Source organism: Nostoc sp. (genome assembly GCF_036917615.1).
GTDB lineage: Bacteria > Cyanobacteriota > Cyanobacteriia > Cyanobacteriales > Nostocaceae > Nostoc.
Genome location: NZ_JBALCZ010000057.1, coordinates 136093 through 157095, shown reverse-complemented (window position 1 = coordinate 157095; position 21003 = coordinate 136093). Strand labels below are relative to the sequence as shown.

At 41.5% G+C, this 21003-nt stretch carries 15 protein-coding genes and 1 tRNA gene; 10 read left to right on the top strand and 6 right to left on the bottom strand.

Features of this window, described 5'->3' with window-relative positions; translation table 11 throughout:
• Window positions 1-123 precede the first annotated feature (123 nt).
• The 5 genes from V7K85_RS19435 to V7K85_RS19415 form a co-directional block, all read right to left on the bottom strand.
• Window positions 124-528 carry a PIN domain-containing protein gene (locus V7K85_RS19435; RefSeq protein WP_334815628.1) on the bottom strand — a complete coding sequence of 135 codons (405 nt, stop codon included), beginning with the start codon at window positions 526-528 and terminating at the stop codon, window positions 124-126.
• Window positions 529-533: 5 nt separating this feature from the next.
• Window positions 534-1673, bottom strand: a complete 1140-nt coding sequence (locus tag V7K85_RS19430) for a hypothetical protein (RefSeq protein WP_334815616.1) — start codon at window positions 1671-1673, stop codon at window positions 534-536.
• On the bottom strand, window positions 1670-2080 hold the full coding sequence (locus tag V7K85_RS19425; protein ID WP_334815614.1) for a RusA family crossover junction endodeoxyribonuclease: 411 nt from the start codon (window positions 2078-2080) through the stop codon (window positions 1670-1672). Before V7K85_RS19425 ends, V7K85_RS19430 begins: the two co-directional genes overlap by 4 nt.
• A 309-nt stretch (window positions 2081-2389) precedes the next feature.
• On the bottom strand, window positions 2390-3673 hold the full coding sequence (locus tag V7K85_RS19420; protein ID WP_334815612.1) for a DHH family phosphoesterase: 1284 nt from the start codon (window positions 3671-3673) through the stop codon (window positions 2390-2392).
• A gap of 653 nt (window positions 3674-4326) precedes the next feature.
• Complete coding sequence (locus V7K85_RS19415; RefSeq protein WP_292794940.1) at window positions 4327-4824, bottom strand: HNH endonuclease; 498 nt, start codon at window positions 4822-4824, stop codon at window positions 4327-4329.
• Window positions 4825-5225: 401 nt separating this feature from the next.
• Between V7K85_RS19415 and alr the strand changes: the two genes are divergently transcribed.
• Window positions 5226-6413 carry an alanine racemase gene (alr, locus tag V7K85_RS19410; RefSeq protein WP_334815610.1) on the top strand — a complete coding sequence of 396 codons (1188 nt, stop codon included), beginning with the start codon at window positions 5226-5228 and terminating at the stop codon, window positions 6411-6413.
• A gap of 90 nt (window positions 6414-6503) precedes the next feature.
• Window positions 6504-6585: transfer RNA gene (locus tag V7K85_RS19405), tRNA-Leu, on the top strand.
• 348 nt (window positions 6586-6933) lie between these two features.
• Here V7K85_RS19405 and V7K85_RS19400 read toward each other — a convergent pair.
• The gene (locus tag V7K85_RS19400; protein WP_334815608.1) at window positions 6934-8793 is read right to left on the bottom strand and encodes an SUMF1/EgtB/PvdO family nonheme iron enzyme; all 1860 of its coding nucleotides are present in this window, start codon (window positions 8791-8793) and stop codon (window positions 6934-6936) included.
• Between the two features lie 120 nt (window positions 8794-8913).
• Here V7K85_RS19400 and V7K85_RS19395 point away from each other — a divergent pair, with 120 nt between their 5' ends.
• From V7K85_RS19395 to V7K85_RS19360, 8 genes are all read left to right on the top strand, one after another.
• Window positions 8914-9126, top strand: a complete 213-nt coding sequence (locus V7K85_RS19395; protein WP_298910263.1) for a DNA-binding domain-containing protein — start codon at window positions 8914-8916, stop codon at window positions 9124-9126.
• A gap of 28 nt (window positions 9127-9154) precedes the next feature.
• Window positions 9155-9571, top strand: a complete 417-nt coding sequence (locus V7K85_RS19390) for a Pepco domain-containing protein (protein WP_334815606.1) — start codon at window positions 9155-9157, stop codon at window positions 9569-9571.
• Window positions 9572-9584: 13 nt separating this feature from the next.
• Window positions 9585-11951, top strand: coding sequence for an SUMF1/EgtB/PvdO family nonheme iron enzyme (locus V7K85_RS19385; RefSeq protein ID WP_334815604.1), 2367 nt, complete (start codon window positions 9585-9587; stop codon window positions 11949-11951).
• A gap of 974 nt (window positions 11952-12925) precedes the next feature.
• Window positions 12926-13993, top strand: coding sequence for a response regulator (locus V7K85_RS19380; protein WP_334815602.1), 1068 nt, complete (start codon window positions 12926-12928; stop codon window positions 13991-13993).
• Between the two features lie 66 nt (window positions 13994-14059).
• Window positions 14060-14437 (top strand): response regulator, encoded by a 378-nt coding sequence (locus tag V7K85_RS19375; protein WP_334815601.1) that lies wholly within the window; start codon window positions 14060-14062, stop codon window positions 14435-14437.
• Window positions 14438-14441: 4 nt separating this feature from the next.
• Window positions 14442-14939, top strand: coding sequence for a chemotaxis protein CheW (locus V7K85_RS19370; RefSeq protein WP_334815599.1), 498 nt, complete (start codon window positions 14442-14444; stop codon window positions 14937-14939).
• Between the two features lie 60 nt (window positions 14940-14999).
• Window positions 15000-17828: a methyl-accepting chemotaxis protein gene (locus V7K85_RS19365; protein ID WP_334815597.1), complete on the top strand. Its 2829-nt coding sequence runs from the start codon at window positions 15000-15002 to the stop codon at window positions 17826-17828.
• A 111-nt stretch (window positions 17829-17939) separates the two neighbouring features.
• The gene (locus tag V7K85_RS19360; RefSeq protein ID WP_334815595.1) at window positions 17940-20984 is read left to right on the top strand and encodes a hybrid sensor histidine kinase/response regulator; all 3045 of its coding nucleotides are present in this window, start codon (window positions 17940-17942) and stop codon (window positions 20982-20984) included.
• Window positions 20985-21003: the final 19 nt, after the last annotated feature.

Below are 21003 nucleotides of genomic sequence, written 5' to 3'. Positions count from 1 at the left end.
AAGGAAACTACAGCACACAACGTATTAAATTTAACTATAATCGAATTGGTTAAATTTTCGTTACATAGTTAAAAATTTTCCCGCCGATTTACTTAGTCTATACTTCTCAAAAAATAAACTCACTCAAATTAGCGTTGTCAAAAACTCATCTGGCAGCATTGCCGGAACTAAAGAAACCACAAAATCGGGTGTGTTTCGCGTCACAATTATTTCTAAACCTGTCGTAAGCGCCGCAGCACTCGTTACCGCATCCTCAAAATCCTTAATTGGGCTATTTAAAGCTTGCCGAATAACTTCATCTGTCACGCTGGCAACTTGAAGGTGCTGCAATAACTTTGCTAATAGTTCACGCGCTACTTCATTACCAACTTTACGACGCAGAATATAGAAAATATTGGTTACTGCATGACCTGAAACATAACCTTGTACTTGATTCTGCATTACTGTATTTAATGCTCGTGCAGAAGCTACAATAAATGGTTGACGCTGTGCCAAAATATCGAGCAACACATCGCTGTCGAACAACACTCGTTTCAACCGTATTTCTCCTCTAAATAATCCACATAATTTTCTGTCGGATTTTCTTCTCCTAGCTGGATTACACCTATTAAACTCTGAGTCCAGGGGTCAAGGTCAGTTAAAGGTTCTAAGGTTGGACTGCCAGTAATAGACAATAGGGTTTCTTGTTGAGTCACATCTTTTTCAATCTGTTTATCCCAGGCTGCTGGATAGAATTCCGTAAACCAGGCATGAAAAGTAGCCAGACCCTTTGGTGAAAATACACTAATATCGGATTCGACATTTATAACCTGCTTGTCGTTTAAGTTTAATTCCTTCTTTTGTTTCTCATTTATTAAATCTCCACATAATTCTAATGCGAAAAGAAGGCTGTTCTGAAGTGTTAAATTTCTCCTTAATTCTTCTTTTTTATCCGGGGATGCTGTATAGAATTCTGTAAACCAGGTATGAAAAGCAGTTAGACCCTCTGATGATAGTTGACTAATAGCGAATTCGACTTTCCATTCCGCTAACAATTCACGAACCAAAATGTCAAAATTATGTACAACTGGCAAAGTTAGGTTTTCAATATATCCGTGAGCAAGACGATTACGAACTTCAAAACAAGCTTGAGCAAGGTCAAATTGAGAGATTGATAACTCTCCCAAAGAGTACAGATGTCTTAGTAATCCTATGACTGGGAAACGTTCAATAGGAATTGACACATCAATTGCTCGCTTTCTTAAAGCCCCCTCAAAAATCCTCCAAATATAAAGAAAAGCAGGTTCAATTTCATTATTTTCAATAAGCTTATGTGCTTGGTCAAACCGATCAGTTAGCTCTTGCCATGAAGGAAGTTGTTCCGATGTTCCAGGTAATGACTTAGCTTCTATATCTTCAAGAGTTACCAATAAAAAATGCCAACCTGGATGCATATTAACTTCTTCTGCTAAAGTCTGTAAACGCTCCACAGAAATTCGGCTCAAGCTGGTTCTTATTTCGATTACTAAACCTGAGTTATTCTTAGTAGCAATCATATCTGGTTGGTAGTTATCCAAATTGAAGGGTAATTCATCCGTTTTTGGTTTAATCAAAACTTGAAATCCTTCATTAACATACTTATCTGTCAGAGATTTTATCTTCTCATCATGTAGAGCTTTAGTATTGTTAATCATAAGTATTTTTCCAGTGGTTGAGGTTCACTAACTTTTACATAAACACACTCTTTACCTGTGATGACAGCACGCTGTAATAAGGAAGGTAGACTTTTAATCTCAATCGGATCAGACAGAAACCGACGATGACTATCTACATCTGATACTAAACTATCATCTTCAAAAACTAAGTCTACAAGTGCATCCTGAATTGGCTTGATAATGTTGTCGATGTCAGCCGGAAACTCATCACAAAGATAAACTAGCGTCAGTTGTAGATCACCTTCTTTAATGGGACTATTATCTTTCCAAACCTTTTGGGCTTCAAGCCGCACATAATTCTTCCATGCCTGAAGATTTTCTTTTTTCTTTGTCTGTAACGATACAGGCCGTCTGGGAATGAGAAATTCAAAAGATATTATTCGCATTCCAAGTGCATATCTTGATAATTAGTTAACAAACTTATAGCAATTTTAACAGATGACTCCTGATATGTTGGGCATATCTACACTTATACAATAGGTACATGCGAGTTAATTTTATTTGTACCTACCTACTTAACATTAGGCAGGAAATACATCCTTAATCAGTTCAGCCTCTATGAAAAGACCAAAATTCCCGACCTTTTACAAAAGTCGGGAATATATGTTTATCACGAATGACTTAGGGATGCTATCTGACCAAACACTTTGACTGCTGCATAAGTTAGGAGTTCTCCCCATCTCCTTCATCTCCCTCTATTCTGACTGAATCGGATTGTCTCTAGGGTTAACCAACCTCAGCAGTTTTTGCTTAATTTGAGTATCGAATACTTCCCATTTCATTTTCGCATAGGCGGAATTTTCGTTGCTACCAGATAAGAAGCCCATTGGAATTTCAAAGCCGCCTGCGCTTGTCCTTCCACCACCAAAAAACCGCCCGGCGCTATCTTGCCCAAAGGCTTCTTTAATGAATTCATCAGGATCAAGGGTAAGTTTGGTGGTTCTCAGGGAGCCGATGACTATTTCTAGTTCTTCGTCTTCATCGTGAACAATGCCATAAACTACGGCAGTGTGGACGTTTTCTTCGGTGACGAGAAAATCAGCCGCTTGGGGGATGGCATCGCGGTCATCGTAGCGTAGGTAACCAACACCAGCAATGGAAAAGTTATTTTGAACGATGCGGTTTTTGAGCGATCGCTCGATCACATCCATTACCCGCTTGGAACAGTTCGCCTGTAAAATGGCGTTCAGCAGTTGGGCGTCATAAAATCGGCTTAAATACGCAGCTGCCATAAAGTCTTCTTCTTGCGCTTGCATTAGCCGATTTGTATCCGATCGCAAGCCGTGCATCAAGGCAGTAGCGCATTTGACGTGTTGATTTATGCTGGTATCTAATGCTAGTAATCCCGTTTGCAGGTATTGAGTAAAAATTGTTGCCGTCGCTCTTACATAGGGACGGATATCCTCAAACTCTGATTGGAGATCACCTTGGATACTGTGATGGTCGATGAGGACTACTAAGGGAATTCCAGCCTGCTGCACCGCTGAGAGTAGCTGTGAAGTGGTTCCCTGGTTATCAATTAATACAAAACCTTGATAAGATGACAAATCTTTGGTTTTCAAGGTTTGCGGCGTCCAGCGTTGGATAGGTAAATTAGTCAGCCTCACCAAGGCAATATTCTCTTGATGGCTCAACGCGCCAGCATAAATGATTTCACATTTGATATCATATTGCTGGGCAATTAACTGGTAAGCCCAGGCACAGGAAAGGGCATCAGGGTCAGGAAAATCTTGCAGAATTACCAGTTGGCGATCGTGTCGGTGTGCCAGAAGGGTTTTTTGCAGTTCTTCTGACTTTTGTTGTGCCAGAGAATTACCACGGTGACTGAGATATATAGCTCCTTCACCTACCGATGGCGGTAATGACGGACTCTTAAATGTAACTTCCACTGGCGCTTTCTCGATTTCAGGTTCCTCTGGGTTTGGCTCTGTAGTCAATGACAAACTCTCAAACTGAGTAACGGGAGAATTCAAGTACATAGGGAACTTTTTTAAAGTGTGAGGCTCCTTTAATTCAGAAATACTACGATCAGCAATTCACTGAATTTGGCCACATTATTATGATCTTCGCAAAAATATCAAGACATTGCACTATACATCTAAGTATATTTTTTATCAGTGACAGCGCTCAACATCAACTAATATTTCAGTAGAGGCTGTATAGGTGCTGGAAACAAGGAAGTTTAGTATATCGGACTGGATCTGGCAGCATAAATCTGTTTTAGGAGCTTTTTTTCTCTTCCGTAAATTGAATAATCGAAATTTTTATCTGACTTAGGGTATACTTTCTATCTTATACTTTGGGGCTAGTCTTTGATATTTGAAATATTCTTATGCTCATACTCTCATTCTTGTGACTATTGAGCAATTAACAATTATTTTTGATGAACAACGCGTGTTTCATATCCCCTTTGAAACTTCTGATAATTCCGGGAAGATGGGGAGCAAAAAGGAAACCCCATACACAAGTGTAGAGGCTTGAACGTTGACCAATTGCGCCTGTCTACCAGACGCGATCGCGTTCGTTGCAAGCCATAGGATTGCCAATTTAACAATCCATAACTCAAGTTATTGGCACTTTCCAAAGGCAAGAGGGCATCTCTTATTTCTCCTCTGCCGCTCTGCTTCTTTGCTCAAAGACCTATAACATACTTTTGCCACTCTGTGTGCAGTCCACTTTTAAGATGTTTGCTGACCTCGAAATAGAGACTGCTATAAGGTTGGCGGGGGGGATGACGCAAAGGCATATGAGCTTCGTGGGGAGTGCGACTACCTTTTTTGACATTGCAACGGACACAAGCGGTGACAATGTTTTCCCAGGTATCGCCGCCGCCGCGCGATCGCGGTATTACATGGTCTAGGGTCAACTCATCCCCTGTGTAACCACAGTATTGACAGGCATGACCGTCACGGTGCAATATATTTCGGCGAGTCAGAGGAATTTCTTTATAAGGAACACGTACATAATGACGCAACCGGATCACGGTCGGCAACGGGAAATCCGCATAAAGGAATTTACCGTTGTGTTCCACGCGTTCTGCTTTGCCCTTGATTAACAGAACCGCAGCGCGACGCCAGCTCGTTATATTGAGAGGTTCGTAAGAGGCGTTTAAGACTAAAACCTTCCCCATTTATCTGCGCTCAGGGTATTAGCTTTACATAAATGTTAACACAAATACACCCTGCTAGGGAGATGAGAATAAATTATACTTTCGGGAGAACTCTAAAATTAAGTTCTGAGTGAGGAGTTAGGAGTTTGGAAGTAAAATTTATTACCTGACGCCAAGAGGCTTACCGGAGGCTAACGCAATCGCGCAGCGTCTGGTAGAGAAGAACGCAGCCAAAAGTTGAGCGCTAATATTTACTTCTAACTCCCAACTCATAACTCTTAACTTTTACTTTAATAACGCAACATCTTGTATCAATTCCAATATGAAGGGTAAACTTCCTATTTAATCTGATCTCGCTTTCAGGAGCGTGTATAGATAGATAGCTTGGAAGTTTAGCCGTAGTGCGATAGGAGTCAGTACAAATGTTAAGTCGTAAACAAATCCCTGGTGTAGTTCCTAATCAGCAGTGCGACACCTATGCGTGGTTTTCGCAACGAGCCTGGGTAGAAATTGATTTAGGGGCGTTGTCGTACAATGTACAGCAATTAGTGCAGTTTTTATCGCCGCATACCCAGTTGATGGCAGTAGTAAAAGCTGATGCTTATGGACATGGAGCGGTAACAGTCGCCCAAACTGCAATCCAATCGGGAGCTAGTTGGCTGGGAGTCGCTACAGTTCCAGAAGCTATTCAATTGCGAGAAGGCGGGATTCAAGCCCCCATTTTGATTTTAGGGGCAACTCATACACCAGAGCAGATTCATGCGATCGCCCACTGGAAACTTCAGCCGACACTCTGTAGCCCTAAACAAGCTTTGGTATTTTCCGATATCCTAAAATCGATGAATTATGGTTCCCCTATCCCAGTACACATCAAATTAGACACGGGAATGTCTAGGTTGGGAACTAATTGGCAGCAAGCTGGTGAATTTGTGCAATTAGTGCAGCGCTTACCACATCTTTCCATTGCCAGTATTTATTCCCATTTGGCAACAGCAGATGATCCTGACACCACGGCAATGGAAGAACAGCATAAACGATTTGAGGAAGCGATCGCCCAAATCAAAGCAATGGGAATCCAAGCGCCCTGCTTGCACTTGGCAAACTCAGCGGCTGCACTCACAAATCCGGCATTGCACTACGACATTGTCCGAATAGGTTTAGCTGTTTACGGACTCTACCCAGCGCCGCATTTACAAAATGCGATCAATCTCAAACCAGTTTTGGAACTTAAAGCACGAGTTACCCAAGTTAAAACAATTGCCGCAGGAACAGCTGTTAGCTACGGTCATCAATTTATTGCCCCGCGTGAACTGCGCCTCGCCGTCGTGGGAATTGGCTATGCTGACGGTGTTCCTCGCAGTCTTTCCAACAAAATGCAGGCGTTAATTCGCGGTCAGCGGGTGTCGCAAATTGGGACAATTACAATGGATCAGTTGATGCTGGATGTGAGTGCCATACCCAATATCCAAGAAGGAGAAGTAGTCACCTTACTAGGGCAACAGGGAAAAGAACAAATTTCAGCCGACGATTGGGCAGAACAATTAAACACTATTTCTTGGGAAATTCTCTGCGGGTTCAAGCATCGTCTGCCTCGTGTTGCAGTCATGTAATTGGGTATGGGGCGTAGGATATTAATTTCTCCCTTGTCCCCCATTTTTCCTTTCCATAAATAATTTATTATGGTATTATGATAAACTGATGCGGATATGGCGGAATTGGCAGACGCGCTAGATTTAGGTTCTAGTTCCGAAAGGAGTGAAGGTTCAAGTCCTTTTATCCGCATTTTTAATTTTGCGATCACTCAGTTATTTGATAAACGCTGGTTTGCTTTACAGAATCTGCTGCGTTACACCACCTAACACACCCTAAATATTTGAGATAAATTTAAGATTAATAGGATTTATGCAATCGTGACGAAAAACCAAGCCTTTGCGATTATTTCGCTTCTCTACGAGAGGCTGCGCCAACGCTCGTAATGACGTAAAATCGTAGTCCGTGCGTAAGTCCGGATTATTTTCTCTATAAATTCAGCCTTTGATTTTCAAAAAAAATTAGATCGTTCCGCTTCGCTACACTCAAAAAGGGTAAAGAAAATAAGAGCAAAGGGCTAAAGAGCTAAACTGTAAAGGGCTAAAGAGTCCTCACAACGGCGCAAACTACACGAAAACCAATACTGTTGCCGCGGATGTCGCGCGAGTAGGTGATGTAGCGAGACGCGGAACGGCAGACTTCAGGATTGTTACCCCAGGAACCGCCCCGCCGCGTGTGATATTGATTATCATTATCTATCCATGCACCGCCCCGCCGCGTGTGATATTGATTATCATTATCTATCCATGCACTTCCATCTTTAGGCGCTCCTTTATAGCTCTCATGCCAACTATCTTGACACCACTCCCAGACATTCCCGTGCATATCGTATAATCCAAAGGCGTTGGCTGGAAAACTGCCTACTTCTATAGAAGCGTAAGTAAAATTTCCATCGTAGTTGGCTAACTCACTTGTAATCGTCTCGCCAAAATTAAAGGGTGTCGTTGTTCCTGCACGACAGGCATATTCCCATTCAGCTTCACTAGGTAGACGATATTGCTTGTTTGTATATTCGGAGAGGCGATCGCAAAACTCAACTGCATCGTTCTCAGATACTTGCTCTACTGGTCGTTTATCTCCCTTGAAATAAGATGGGTCTGCTTTCAGATCACGATTAACTTTGGGTAGTGCTGCTACTCTTTTCCATTGCGCTTGGGTAACTGAGTATTTACCCATCAAGAATGATTGAACCGTCACTTCATGCTGAGGTTTTTCCCAATCACTTCCTTCCCCGAATGGTGAACCCATCATGAATGTGCCATCGGGAATATACACCATTTCCAAGCTGACACCATTTCCTAAGTCTTCGGTGAAATATTGGGCTTTACTTCTGTCTCGTTTCACCTCTTGACCATTTGCATTTACCTTCACCACCTCAAACTGAAAAAACTGTAGTTCAGCTTGATATGCTGTAGGTGCTGGTTCAGAAACTACTGATCTATCTTCCCTTGGTAAAGTAATAACTTCAGTAATTTTTGGAGGTACAGAAGACTCTCCAAGTCGCTGGGCAATTCTAGAAAATGCCTCAATTGCTTGCATATCGGAACCCCTAGCAGCCACATTCACGCGAATCCATAACTGTCTGGCTAATTCCCACTCTCCTTTGACTTCCGCTTCAAAAGCGTCATTTTTTATCGTGGTAATATCATGGAGAGTGGCATAATCAGGCAACAAAATTAAGTGTAATTTGGTGGCTGGTTCGGCGATCGCATAGGGATGTTGTGGAGTTTTCCGGTGCGCTTGATTTATTTTGGGAACTCTCCATTGTAAATATCGCTCCAGCCTTTCTACTGTGGCACAGTTTCCTTCACCTGCTATCCTCAACCCTTCTAACAACGCTTGGGTAAATGAGCCGTGTTGCAACTGCTCAATTTCATAAGACTTTTGACTGGGACTGCAAGAGTAAAAGGTGACTACTCCCTGATGTTCTTCACCAATACCCTTTCCTCGCCTGCTTCCCTCATCGCGGCAGGCATCTAAAAACAACACTACATTATCTGCTCCACTACGGCGCAATCTTTGGGTAACATAATCAACAGGGATTGCCGTATGTTCTACATCGCCTGGGTCGCTATCCATCAGCATAAGATAGTCTCGATCAGCTTCACGACAACCGTGGCCTGCAAAGAAAAACCAGAGATTATCCTCTGGTGCCAATAGTGGGTTTTCAAAGTTTACCCTTAAAAACCGCCGCAAATTACCGTAAGTAGGCTGAGTGGGAATATGTGTTGGAGAGGCGGGAATTGGGGGAGAATCCTCTGTAAACAGAAACACTCTGTCAAACCGCACTTCCTTTTCAAACCAATCGCGCATAGCAAGGGCATCAAGTTTGGCGTAGTTTAAGTGCTGAAGATTGTTGTACTGATTAATGCCGATCGCGATCGCCCAATTTTTAGCCATTTCTGCGTTGGTGTTGACTAATCTCTTCTTCTCTATTGCAAGTTTACGTGTTACTACTGAATAATAGTAATGCACTGTCATGCAGTTCGATAGTCTAGAACTAAAAAATAATTGCCTGCCATGACCAAACCTCAAATTGTCGTCAGAATTCCCCCGTATCTTCTAGAAAAGCTTAACAACTACGCTCAACAGACTGGCACATCTAAAACTGAGGTAGTAGTTGGCGCTTTGGCGCACTATTTAGGATGTGTTGAAAATTTACCATTAAATCAAAGAGTTGCCGAACTCGAAGCGAGAACGGCGGTGCTAGAAGCTTTGGTAAAAGCTAGTTAAATCAAGAATAATTTCAATAATTAAATTTATGTCAGCAGAAAATTCCACCCCAAAAACCATCTGGATTATTACCGAAGAAATGGCTGAAACATCAAGTACCACCAATGAAACATTCAGAAATATTGGAGCAAGAAGCAGTGGAGATAGAGGAGGACGACTCGGAGTTGAAACCACTGAAGAAATAGTTGTGAGTCGAAAAAAAGACGAAATAGTAATTACTAGACACAAAGTAGAGGTAACTAAACTAAAGCAAGAAATGAAGGGGTTTCTGGAAGCAATGCGGGAAATGCTTGATGAAGCTGACCAACCCGATTCTAAGATGCAGCTTAATGAGGTGGAACTCTCAGTAGAAGTCAATGGCGAAGGACAAATCAGTTTGTTCGGGATTGGTGGTGGTAAAGCCGGGGGAAAAGGAGCGATGACTTTTAAATTCAAACGGAAATAATTGGTACTTGAATATGGGAAGGAATTGGGCGATTGTTGTTGGGATTAATCACTATGAGAACCTGCGATCGCTAAACTTTGCCAAGCGAGATGCTTCTGTGATGGCAACTTGGTTTCAACAAGAAGCCAGATTTGATCGAGTTTTCCTCTTCACTGACGATTCTCCCCCAATTGCAGCAAATTCACCAATTCCCACTCAGCCGACTTTCGGTCATGTGCGGAGATTCTTACGGGCACAGTTTGAGAATATTCAACCACCTTTATTAAAGCCAGAAGATAATTTATGGTTTTTCTTTGCAGGTCATGGCAATCGATATAAAGATCAAGATTATTTAATGTTCTCAGACAGTGACCCAGGGGATGTAGAACATACTGCTATTTCTGTTGATTTTATAACTCAAAGACTACGCCGCAGTGGTGCTGATAATGTGGTGTTGTTTTTGGATGCTTGCCGAGATGAAAGTAGTCGGGGGGGATTGGGAATTGGTGAGCAAAGGCATCAAGGAGTTATTACCTTTTTTTCCTGCACACCTAACCAAAAGTCTTGGGAGATTGAGGAATTACAACATGGGTCATTTACCCATTCCCTATTAGAAGGATTGCGACTACAGGGAGAGGCTAATTGTGCCACAGTAGAGCGTTTAGCACAATATTTAGGTTATCAAGTTCCCCATCTGAATACTCGCTATGGAAAGCCTGCACAAAATCCTTATCTCCAGGCAGAACCGCCCTACAAAATGTATTTTATTTTATTAGAGCAAACTGCCACACTTAGAGACGTAGAGCCATTAAAATATCAAGCTTCTCAAGCTGAAAACAGAGGTGATTTATCATTAGCAAAACAATTATGGGTGAGAGTGTTAGCTGTATCCCGTGGTGATTGGGAGGGAATTGAAGCTATTGAAAGGATTGCTGTGCGTCAGCGAGGAAACTTGCAACAGATAAGCCCAACTTCTGATAGCAGTGATTCGTCAAGCGGAGGTAGATCGGTAAGTTCTGAACCAGTGCAAAAATCATTTGTTCAAAAGCAAAAAGAACACCAGCAGAATTTAGTTCGCTATGAGCAAGCATTCTTAAAAGAAATTAAGCGACAATATCCCCTCAGTCAAGTAACTCGTAGTGAGTTGAACCAATTGCAGCAATCTTTGCAAATTAGTAACGATGAAAGGGAGCAAATTGAACAGCCAATTCTTGCTAAAAAGGATACAGAAAATCGGAAACGTCAGCAAGAAGAAGCAGAGAGATTACAGCGGCAGCAAGAGGCAGAACGGCAGAAGCAGCAAGAGGTAGAAAGACGCCGACAGCAACAAGAAGCGGTAACAACAAATGGTACAACCCCAGCGAGAATAACCAGACAAAAGTTTTTACAATGGGTTGGCTTTGGAGGAGCAGGTTTGCTGACAGCAGTTGTAGGTCGTGAAATTTTTAAGAGTCAATCATCGACACCTAAATCTACTAATCAACCTGCTAATAAATCGACAACTATCTCTGTAGCTGAACCTAAGTATATTACCCCTACTGAAGGAGGATCTAAAACATTTGGATTACCCTTGTGGACAGTTAAGTTTGAAACGGTAACGGTAGATAAAAAGGGACAGGTAATTAAAAGAGATCCTAACAAGCAAGCTAAGTTCTTTAAGGAGGACTTAGGCAATGGTATAACTCTGGAGATGGTTGAGATTCTTGGAGGCTCCTTTAATATGGGTTCGCCACCCGGTGAAAATGGTCGAGCCGTAAGTGAAGAACCACAGCACATTGTAAATGTGCCTGCTTTTTATCTGGGCAAGCTTGAAGTGACTCAAGAACAATACCAGCAAATAATGGGCAGCAATCCTTCCTACTTCAAGGGAGCAAAACACCCTGTAGAGAGCGTGTCCTGGAATGAAGCAGTAGAATTTTGCAAAAAGCTGAGTCAAAAGACTGGGCGCAAATATCGTCTACCTTCGGAAGCTGAATGGGAGTATAGCTGTCGCGCAGGAACGACAACACCATTTTACTTCGGCGAGACGATTATAACTGAGTTAGCTAACTACGATGGAAATTATACTTACGTTTCTGAACCAAAAGGAAAAAAACGTGGAGAAACAATAGAAGTAGGAAGTTTTCCACCCAACGCCTTTGGATTATACGACATGCACGGGAATGTTTGGGAGTGGTGTCAAGATACTTGGCATGACAGTTATAAAGGAGCGCCTAGAGATGGAAGTGCATGGATAGAGAATGATAATCAATATCTAATGTTGCGGGGCGGTTCCTGGATCGACTATCCTAAAGACTGCCGTTCTGCGTCCCGCAACTACCTCAATAGGGCGGAGCGCGGCAGCATCATCGTCCTCATTATTGGTTTTCGTGTTGTCTGCGCGGTTGGGAGGACTCTTTAGCCCTTGACACTTTAGCTCTTTTACCCTCTGCCCTTCTTTCCTTTACCCTTTTTGAGTGTAGCGAAGCGGAACGATCTAATTTTTTTCAAAAAACAGAGTTGATCAAATTAGGATTGGGGGCTACTGTGGCAATCCTAATTCGGGTTTTTTGTATGAATCGGAATTTCCTGACCTTTTATCGCGCAAACTTTTTGGACAACCAGAAAAATTCACCTGGAGACGCCGATTAATTTCATACCTTTTTTTGGTATATTTATTAGCCATTCTAAATTAACCTGAGTTCGGGATAATAAATCCTCAAAAGTCTTGATTTCTCATTGTTTGGTCTAAAGCTCTGTTTGAATCTATTATCAATAAGGTATATTGTTGAGATTAGGCTCATTTGTGAACCTTATTAACAAAATGATTCCACTTTAATCGCTTCTTTTATCACTTAGAGTTTTGCTCAGTCATTACAGAATAAGCTTTTTAGCTTCTGGCTTAACCCGAACTCAGGTTAAATTATGTTTTATTTTTGTCAGTAAAGTCAGTATTATTCCTGTGGTCAAATTGAAGTTACTTGATGGAAAGTAGCTTCATCTAGTCCTTAGCTAGTTAAAGACTAGATTTTACTTAAGTGTAAATACAGAAGTTCAAATATATTACCGTCAATAAAATCAGTATTATTCCTGTGGTCAGATTGGGGTTACTCAATGGAAAGTGGCTTCATCTACTCTTGGCATTTTTATGTCTTATTCTCGAAAGATGTTTATAAATCTCAGTAACAGTAAGTAAATTAATCACAATTTACGAATTTACTAAGATTTGCTCATCTGAAAATAACGCTACTGTCGTTGAGTTTCACCACAAACCTATATGTAAACTGATGTAATTTAAAATACAAAAGTTGGATGCCTTTTACTTGATTTCAATTGTGGAATAACTCTGCACGAATTTAGCTTACACATATCGAACTTAGCTGAAGTAAAAGCAAAATGAGCACAACTCCTATAGGTAGCTACAGGTTGTTCCAGAAACTACATCCGCTATCTCTGTTGGCACAATTAACCAGTCGGCGTGCTACAGGTTGCTTAAGCGTATTTACCGGGATAGTTTCTTGGTCAATCTATCTAGAGGACGGTAAACTTACTTATGCCTCCTATTCAGATAAACTATTTGAGCGCCTTGACAGTCACTTGCGACGCTTGAGTGAGCAAATTCCTGCTCTCAACAGCGCCACTCGCGTGCAGATGCGGCTGATGTTTGAGACGAAGAATGAACATCAATCAATACCAAATGCGGATTACCAAGCTATTTGTTGGTTAGTAAATCAGGACTATATTACCTCTGTCCAAGCAGCAAGCCTGATAGAGGAATTGGCAAAAGAAGTGCTGGAATCATTTCTGTGTTTAAAAGAAGGTAGCTATGAATTCAGTCTAGAAAAATCTTTGGATGAACTACCAAAGTTCTGCCGCCTAGATTTACGGTTACTTGTTGAACAGTGTCAAAAGCAGTTACGAAATCGGCAAAATATCCAGTCATCAATTCCGGCTGGTGGGGGTTCCCAAGTTTTATCTACAACACAACCGTCTCAAGTTCAGCCACAACTGCAAATAAAACTTGGGCAAAAATTGCCGAGACTCATCAATTTTGATATTCCTGAGAATAATAAAACTACTCAGCCACCTGTTAGGAAAAAACTATATACAATTGCCTGCATCGATGATAGCCAAACAGTTTTGAATTCCATCAAGCACTTTTTGGATGAAAACACATTTTCAGTTGTGATGATCAACGATCCGGTAAAAGCTTTAATGCAAATTCTCCGGACTAAGCCCGATCTGATTTTGCTAGATGTTGAAATGCCAAGTTTAGATGGCTACGAACTATGTTCTTTATTACGGAAACATTCAGCTTTTAAAAATACACCGATCATTATGGTGACTGGTAGAACAGGATTTATTGACAGGGCAAAGGCTAAAATGGTCAGATCATCAGGATATTTGACCAAGCCTTTTACACAATCAGAATTGCTGAAAATGGTTTTTAAGCATCTTGGTTAATTTAGTAACAACCAATAACTATAACCAAATTTAATCGCCTTAAGTTACTTTTTAGGAGATTTAATAGTGAGCCTGACTTTGCTTGGCACAATTTTGATTGTAGAAGATTCTCCCAGTGAATTGGAATTAATGAGCCATTATCTGAAAGAGAGTGGTTACAACGTAATTAAAACTTCTGGTGCAAAAGAAGCTTTAGAAAAAGCTGTGTTAGAAAAACCAGATGCGATCGTTACTGATGTGGTAATGCCAGAAATGAGTGGATTTGAATTGTGTCGTTTTCTGAGAAGAAATCCGATTACTGCAAAAGTGCCGATTGTGATTTGTAGTTCCAAAAATCAAGAAATTGACCGATTGTGGGCGCTGCGACAAGGTGCAGATGCTTATATAACTAAACCTTACACCCGCGAACATCTCCTACGTACTATTAAATCAGTGGTAATTTGAATCAATGACTAGTACAAACATTACTCTTTCTTCAAAACCAACCCCAAATAACTTAGCAGATGGTTATCTGAAGTTTCAGCTAAATCAACAAACTCCTGCTGTTTTATCAATGAGGCATACGCAAGAAGCAATTATTGTGCCTGTTGAATCTATCACCTCAATGCCTAATATGCCCCCCTGCATATTAGGATTAATGAATTGGCGGAGTCGGATAATTTGGGTAGTTGATTTGCCAAAAATGCTCAATTTAGAATCTCTAGATTATCGACTGCGGCAGTACAATGTGATCGTTATCCGAGTGGAATCATTGGTGTTGGGCTTAGTTGTGCAAGAAATAAAAGGTACAACCAAGTTTGTAGCTGATGCTATTCATTCTCCTATAGGACAAGTAGCATCCAGTTTAGTTCCTTATTTATCTGGGTGCGTTGTGCAAGACAAAGAAATATTACTGGTATTAGATGCACAGGCAATTGTGCAGTCTTCTATTCTCCGCAGTGATTAGGGTGTACTACTAAAAAAGATTTTTAGTGTTCTTATTCACATATTTAGGAGAACTACTTTTATGTTTAATAAAACCAACACGAATCGAGCTAGTGGCGCTCAAAATCGAGCATCAGTGATTTCATCCCAAAAAGCCATTGGAACTGTAGTAAAGCTACCAAGTAAGCCGACTACTGAAACTGCTAATAATTCTTCTTTGAATCAGGCTATTGCCTATTTTACAAGGCTAGGATTGGTTAAGAAAGCGACTATTTTAGCGATCGCAATCGGTACAATACCAGTATTGGGCATCGGCGCGATCGCTTTTAGTTTTGCCAACAAGTCGATTACGAAGCAAATTACTCAATCTCAACAAGCCGAAGCCACTGGCTTAAGTGATAAAGTTAACCGTTTCATGCTGGGAGGCTACGGTGATATTCAGGTAATATCAAGTTTGCCATTTTTGACAAATCCCCAAGCTAGTGTCAATACCACTACTCAAGAAAAACAAGCAGTCCTAAATCGGGTTGTTGAAGCTTACAAAGTTTATGACAGTGTTGGTGTTTTTGATCGCCAAGGTAACTTGATTGTGCAATCTACAGGCGAACCCCTGGATAATCAAAAAGACCATAACTATTTTCAAGACGCTTTGCAAAAAGATACTCCTGTGATCAGCAAACCGGAAGCAGCAAAAAATACTGGTGTAGTGAGTATCTATATAGCTGCACCTGTAAAAGAGACAGGGACGGGCCAAACTATTGGCGTGGTACAAGCACGTATGCCCGTAAAATCTTTAGAGGAAGTAATCAAAAACTACGTAGCTAATGGACAACAATACCATTTGCTCGATGCTTCCGGAACAGTTTTCTTAAGTCCACAAAAGGAATTATTGGGGAAACAGGCAAAGGGAGAGTATTCTAGTTTAGCTAAACTGCTAGCAGCCAAAAAGGTAGATAGTTTTATAGAAGTTCCCAAAACTCACAAAAAACAAGAACTAGTCAGCTACGCACCAGCTAGTAAGTTAGATGGGTTGCCAAATTTAAACTGGCAGGTACTTTTATCCACAGACACAGCAACTGTATTTGAGCCGCAAAGACAATTGTTGTGGACTATAGCCATCGGCACAGCCCTGACAGTATTTATTGTGGGTGCGATCGCATCTCGGTTAGCTAAACTTACTACACAGCCAATTCTGAATGCGACTGCGGCATTAGCAAAGCTTGGTCAAGGTAAATTCAATACCCGTCTGGAAATCGAAACAGAAGACGAATTAGGGTTATTGAGTGCAAATATCAACCAGATGGCTGAACAATTGCAGGTCTTGGTTAAGGAACAGGAACTGGACGTTGAAGGGGCAAAATTACTAGCAGATATTACCCTACGGATTCGGAGAATTCTCAAAACTGAAGATATTTATCACGCAGCAGTCAAGGAAGTTCACCGAGCCCTAAAAACAGACCGGGTAATCATTTATAGTCTGAATCCAGATACTTTGGATGGTGTCGTCGTTGCTGAATCGGTAACTGGTAATTGGCCGAAAATGCTGGGAGTGCAAATTGACGACCCCTATTTTCGGGAACGTTATCTAGAAACTTATCACGATGGAGAGGTGCAAGCAGTTGCCAATATTCATCAAGACCAAAGCCTGAAAAATGCTGAAGGTTACATTCAACTTTTGGAAAAATTTGCCGTCAAAGGTAATTTGATTGTACCAATTCTTGCCCAAGACCAGCTTTTAGGCTTATTAATTGCTGATCATTGCGAAACTCCTCGTGTTTGGCAACAGCCGGAAATTGACTTGTTTCAACAGATAGCAACTCAAATCGGCTATGCCTTAGAACATGCCAAGCTGTTAGAAGAGATAGAACAATCTAGGAATGTTGCAGTAATCGGTTCTGACGACGAACGGCATCAAAAAGAAACACTGCAACAGCAACTTTTAGAACTACTCAACGACGTAGAAGGTGCAGCCAGAGGCGACTTGACAGTGCGTGCAGATGTGACTGCTGGGGAAATAGGCACTGTTGCCGATTTTTTCAACTCCATTGTCGAAAGCCTCCGGGATATTGTTACTCAAGTTAAACAAGCTGCTACCCAGGTGAATACTGCCATTGGCTCTAACGAAGGAGCCATCCGCGACTTAGCAGAAGAAGCACTCACACAAGCTGCTGAAATCAACCGCACCCTCGATGCAGTTGACAAAATGACCCAATCCATGCAATCAGTAGCCGAAAGCGCCGAAAAAGCTGCTTTCATTGCCAACCACGCTGCTCACACCGCCACTCAGAGTGGACACGCGATGGATTTGACAGTACAAAATATCCTGTCTTTGCGGGAAACCGTTGGTGAAACCGCTAAGAAAGTGAAACGTTTAGGAGAGTCTTCTCAACAAATTTCCCGCGTGGTGTCCTTGATTAATCAAATCGCCATCCAAACCAACTTACTAGCCATCAACGCTGGTATTGAAGCAGCGCGTGCAGGTGAAGAAGGTCAAGGTTTTGCCGTAGTTGCTGAAGAAGTCGGCGAACTAGCAGTACGCAGTGCCGCAGCAACCCAAGAAATTGAACAAATTGTGGAAAATATCCAACGAGAAACCAGTGAAGTGGTGCAAGCGATGGAAATAGGAACTACCCAAGTGGTGGAAGGTACGCGCATTGTGGAGGAGGCTAAACAAAGTCTGAGTCAAATTTTGGATGTATCGCGTCAAATTGACTCCTTAGTGCAGTCAATTTCCACTGCAACTGCATCTCAGGTGGAAACATCACAAAGTGTTAGCCAATTGATGAAAGATATCGCCGCTGTATCACAACGCACCAGCGATTCTTCTCGCCAAGTTTCCGAATCTTTGCAACAAACTGTAGAGATTTCCCAGCAGTTGCAAGAGACTGTCGAGACTTTCAAAGTTAGTTAAGTTTGTCATTAGTCATTTGTCCTTTGTCCTTTTACCTTTGTCTAAAACTAATGACCAATGACCAATGACCAATGACCAATGACCAATGACTAATGACTAAGGACAAAAACTATGCTACAAGACAAAGAATTAGAAATCCAGATGCAGTTTCTGGAAGAAGCAACTGATTACTTAAATACCCTAGAAGGAGTATTGCTGGAAATCGATACTACTAACCGCATCGATTTGGATAAAATCAATGCTGCACTCCGGGCCACTCATTCTATTAAAGGTGGCGCGGGAATGATGGGATTTAAATCGCTAAGTGATTTAGCTCACCGTCTGGAAGATTCCTTTAAAGTTTTAAAAACTAAAAAAAATTCTCTAGAAATTGATACTCAGTTGCAAAGTTTATTGCTATCTGGAGTTGACTGGCTGCGTCAGATTGTAGAATTGCTTGCAGAAGGAAATGTTGTCGAAGATCAGTGGTTAGAAACCTTTTGTTTCCCAATTTTTGATCAGCTGCACGATCGCTTGGGCGACCCCATCCCTGAGGATGCCTCAACCATGCTATCCCCAGAAGATGGGCAAGACGTTATCCCCTTGCTATTTGGAACAGAAGTAGAAGAGTGTTTGCAGCGTTTAGAATCTGTATTGGCAGATAGCCAACAGCCCGGTTTGCATGAAGAAGTTGTGATCATGGCAGCTGAATTGGGCGGTTTAGGGGAAATGCTCCAGTTGGCAGCTTTTACCAAACTTTGTGAGTCAGTAACGCAGCAATTAGAAACTGTTAGCAGCTCACGCATTCCAGAAATTGCCCAGTTAGCATTGCAAGCATGGCGGCGATCGCAAGCTTTGGTATTGACAAATCAACTAGATAACTTGCCTACAGAACTTGACTTTGGTAGTTATACGCAATCTCAGCCACTATTACAAGCAGAAGTAATACCACATATCGCCACAGATACAAATAACACAGATATCCTTGATCCAGAAGTAGTGTCAACATCTGTTTGGCAACCAGAAATAACTAAAGATGAAGCGATTGCTGCAAATTTTACATTTTTGGATGCAGAATTTACAGATGATGTTAATGCGGTCAATGTCACTGAGCAAAATACAATATTTGCTAGAGAAAATAATCCTCCAGATGCCAGATTTAGCGAAAGCAAAGGAGAGCCGATTGGCGTTGGTAAAGAGCGGGATCATGAAAATAGCGTCCGAGTTCCTAGCAAACAACTAGAGCAAATTAATGATTTATTTGGGGAACTGATTGTTCAGCGGAATGGGTTAAACTCACAACTAGAAAGATTACGCAAACTTGTTCGGAACCTGAATCAGCGAGTACAAGTTCTCGACCGAGAAAACCAGAATTTACGTACAGCCTACGATAAAATTTCTACTCAAGCTGCCATGTCTAGTGGGGTGCATAGACAAGAAGCGGCTTTTCAACAGACATCGCTAGCTGAGAATAGCCACCAAACACAAGGTATAGACAGGGAATTTGATCCCTTAGAAATGGATCGCTATAACGAATTAAACCTGCGATCGCAGGAAGTTATGGAAACCATTGTTCAAGTACAGGAAGTCACAACTGATGTGCAACTCAGTGTAGATGATACAGACCAAATTGCCCGGAAACTAAATAAAACATCGAAACAGTTACAGACCAAACTAAATCACATTCGGATGCGGCCGCTGTCCGATTTAGTCGAACGTTTTCCTAGAGCTTTACGCGATTTAAATGTAGAGTATGGGAAAAATGTCAAATTGAAAATTGAAGGTGGCAACACTTTAATTGAACGCAGCATTTTAGAAGCTTTAAACGAACCTTTAATGCATCTGTTAAGGAATGCCTTTGATCATGGTATCGAAGACTCTGCCACCCGCCGCCTTCTGGGTAAACCAGAACAAGGATTGATTGAAATTAAAGCTACCCACCGCAGTAATCGCACCCTAATTACTATCCGTGATGATGGTTGGGGCATTTCTCTGGAGAAAATTCGCACCCGCGCCCTAGCTATGGGATTGGATGCTTCTCTACTTGCTAATGCTAGTGATGAAGAACTGTTATCACTAATTTTTGAACCAGGTTTTAGCACCTCCGAGGAAGTGACAGCATTATCCGGTCGCGGTGTCGGTATGGATGTGGTTCGCAACAATCTTAAACTGATTCGAGGAGATGTCAAAGTTGATACGGAACCAGGAGTTGGTACTACCTTCACCTTATCAGTACCATTTACACTTTCCGTTGCCCGAGTTCTGCTAGTAGAAATCAACAAAATGCTATTGGCATTTCCCACAGATGTCATTTCAGAAATATCTTTACTCCAAAACGAGCGAGTTTTCCAAATGGCAGGTAGCGAAGTTCTAAATTGGCAAGGAACCATGCTACCACTAATTCGTCTGACTGGTTATTTAGAGTTTAATTGCCTGCGCTACGATACCTCAGAATTAGAGACTCCGGCAGCAATTAATGCTAATAGCGTGTTAGTAGTCAAAGGTAATAATCAGCCAGTAGCAATTCAAATAGACCGTTGCTGGGGTGAACAGGAGGTTGCTATTCGCCAAGTCGAGGGAAATATACCTTTACCTGAAGGCTTCAGCAACTGCACAATTCTCGGTGATGGTCGAGTAGTGCCACTAGTTAATGTTAATGAGTTGCTATATTGGATTGCTACTAATCGGCGGACTCCCAAAGGAACTCAATTACCATCAGCAAGATTAAAAACACCGTTTTTGATATTTGATGAAGAAAAAATATCAGCAGCCTCTGTTAAGCAGAAAGGCACAATTTTAATCGTAGATGACTCGATTAATGTTCGCCGCTTTTTAGCCCTGACCCTTGAAAAAGGAGGATATCAAGTAGAACAAGCTAAAGACGGTCAAGATGCTTTAGAAAAACTCCATAATGGATTGAGAGTTGAGGCAGTAATTTGTGATATTGAAATGCCTCGCCTTGATGGTTATGGTTTTTTAGGTAAAGTAAATTCAGGCGTTGATACAAAAAATATTCCAGTTGCTATGCTGACTTCTCGTAGTAGCAAGAAACATCGGCAACTAGCTATGCAATTAGGGGCACGGGCTTACTTTTCTAAACCTTATAACGAGCAAGAACTACTCCAAACGCTGGAGGAAATAATTTGTAATGTTGCAGAAAAGGCAGCGTCTAATTAAAAATTGATAATTCACGCCG

What these genes read in the sequence shown, in the direction of transcription:
- V7K85_RS19370 (WP_334815599.1), top strand. Translation starts at nt 14,442, where the DNA reads ATGACTAGTACAAACATTACTCTTTCTTCAAAACCAACCCCAAATAAC.
- V7K85_RS19415 (WP_292794940.1), bottom strand. Translation starts at nt 4,824, where the DNA reads ATGGGGAAGGTTTTAGTCTTAAACGCCTCTTACGAACCTCTCAATATA.
- V7K85_RS19380 (WP_334815602.1), top strand. Translation starts at nt 12,926, where the DNA reads ATGAGCACAACTCCTATAGGTAGCTACAGGTTGTTCCAGAAACTACAT.
- V7K85_RS19390 (WP_334815606.1), top strand. Translation starts at nt 9,155, where the DNA reads ATGTCAGCAGAAAATTCCACCCCAAAAACCATCTGGATTATTACCGAA.
- V7K85_RS19395 (WP_298910263.1), top strand. Translation starts at nt 8,914, where the DNA reads ATGACCAAACCTCAAATTGTCGTCAGAATTCCCCCGTATCTTCTAGAA.
- V7K85_RS19365 (WP_334815597.1), top strand. Translation starts at nt 15,000, where the DNA reads ATGTTTAATAAAACCAACACGAATCGAGCTAGTGGCGCTCAAAATCGA.
- V7K85_RS19385 (WP_334815604.1), top strand. Translation starts at nt 9,585, where the DNA reads ATGGGAAGGAATTGGGCGATTGTTGTTGGGATTAATCACTATGAGAAC.
- V7K85_RS19360 (WP_334815595.1), top strand. Translation starts at nt 17,940, where the DNA reads ATGCTACAAGACAAAGAATTAGAAATCCAGATGCAGTTTCTGGAAGAA.
- V7K85_RS19420 (WP_334815612.1), bottom strand. Translation starts at nt 3,673, where the DNA reads ATGTACTTGAATTCTCCCGTTACTCAGTTTGAGAGTTTGTCATTGACT.
- V7K85_RS19430 (WP_334815616.1), bottom strand. Translation starts at nt 1,673, where the DNA reads ATGATTAACAATACTAAAGCTCTACATGATGAGAAGATAAAATCTCTG.
- V7K85_RS19425 (WP_334815614.1), bottom strand. Translation starts at nt 2,080, where the DNA reads ATGCGAATAATATCTTTTGAATTTCTCATTCCCAGACGGCCTGTATCG.
- V7K85_RS19400 (WP_334815608.1), bottom strand. Translation starts at nt 8,793, where the DNA reads ATGGCTAAAAATTGGGCGATCGCGATCGGCATTAATCAGTACAACAAT.
- alr (WP_334815610.1), top strand. Translation starts at nt 5,226, where the DNA reads ATGTTAAGTCGTAAACAAATCCCTGGTGTAGTTCCTAATCAGCAGTGC.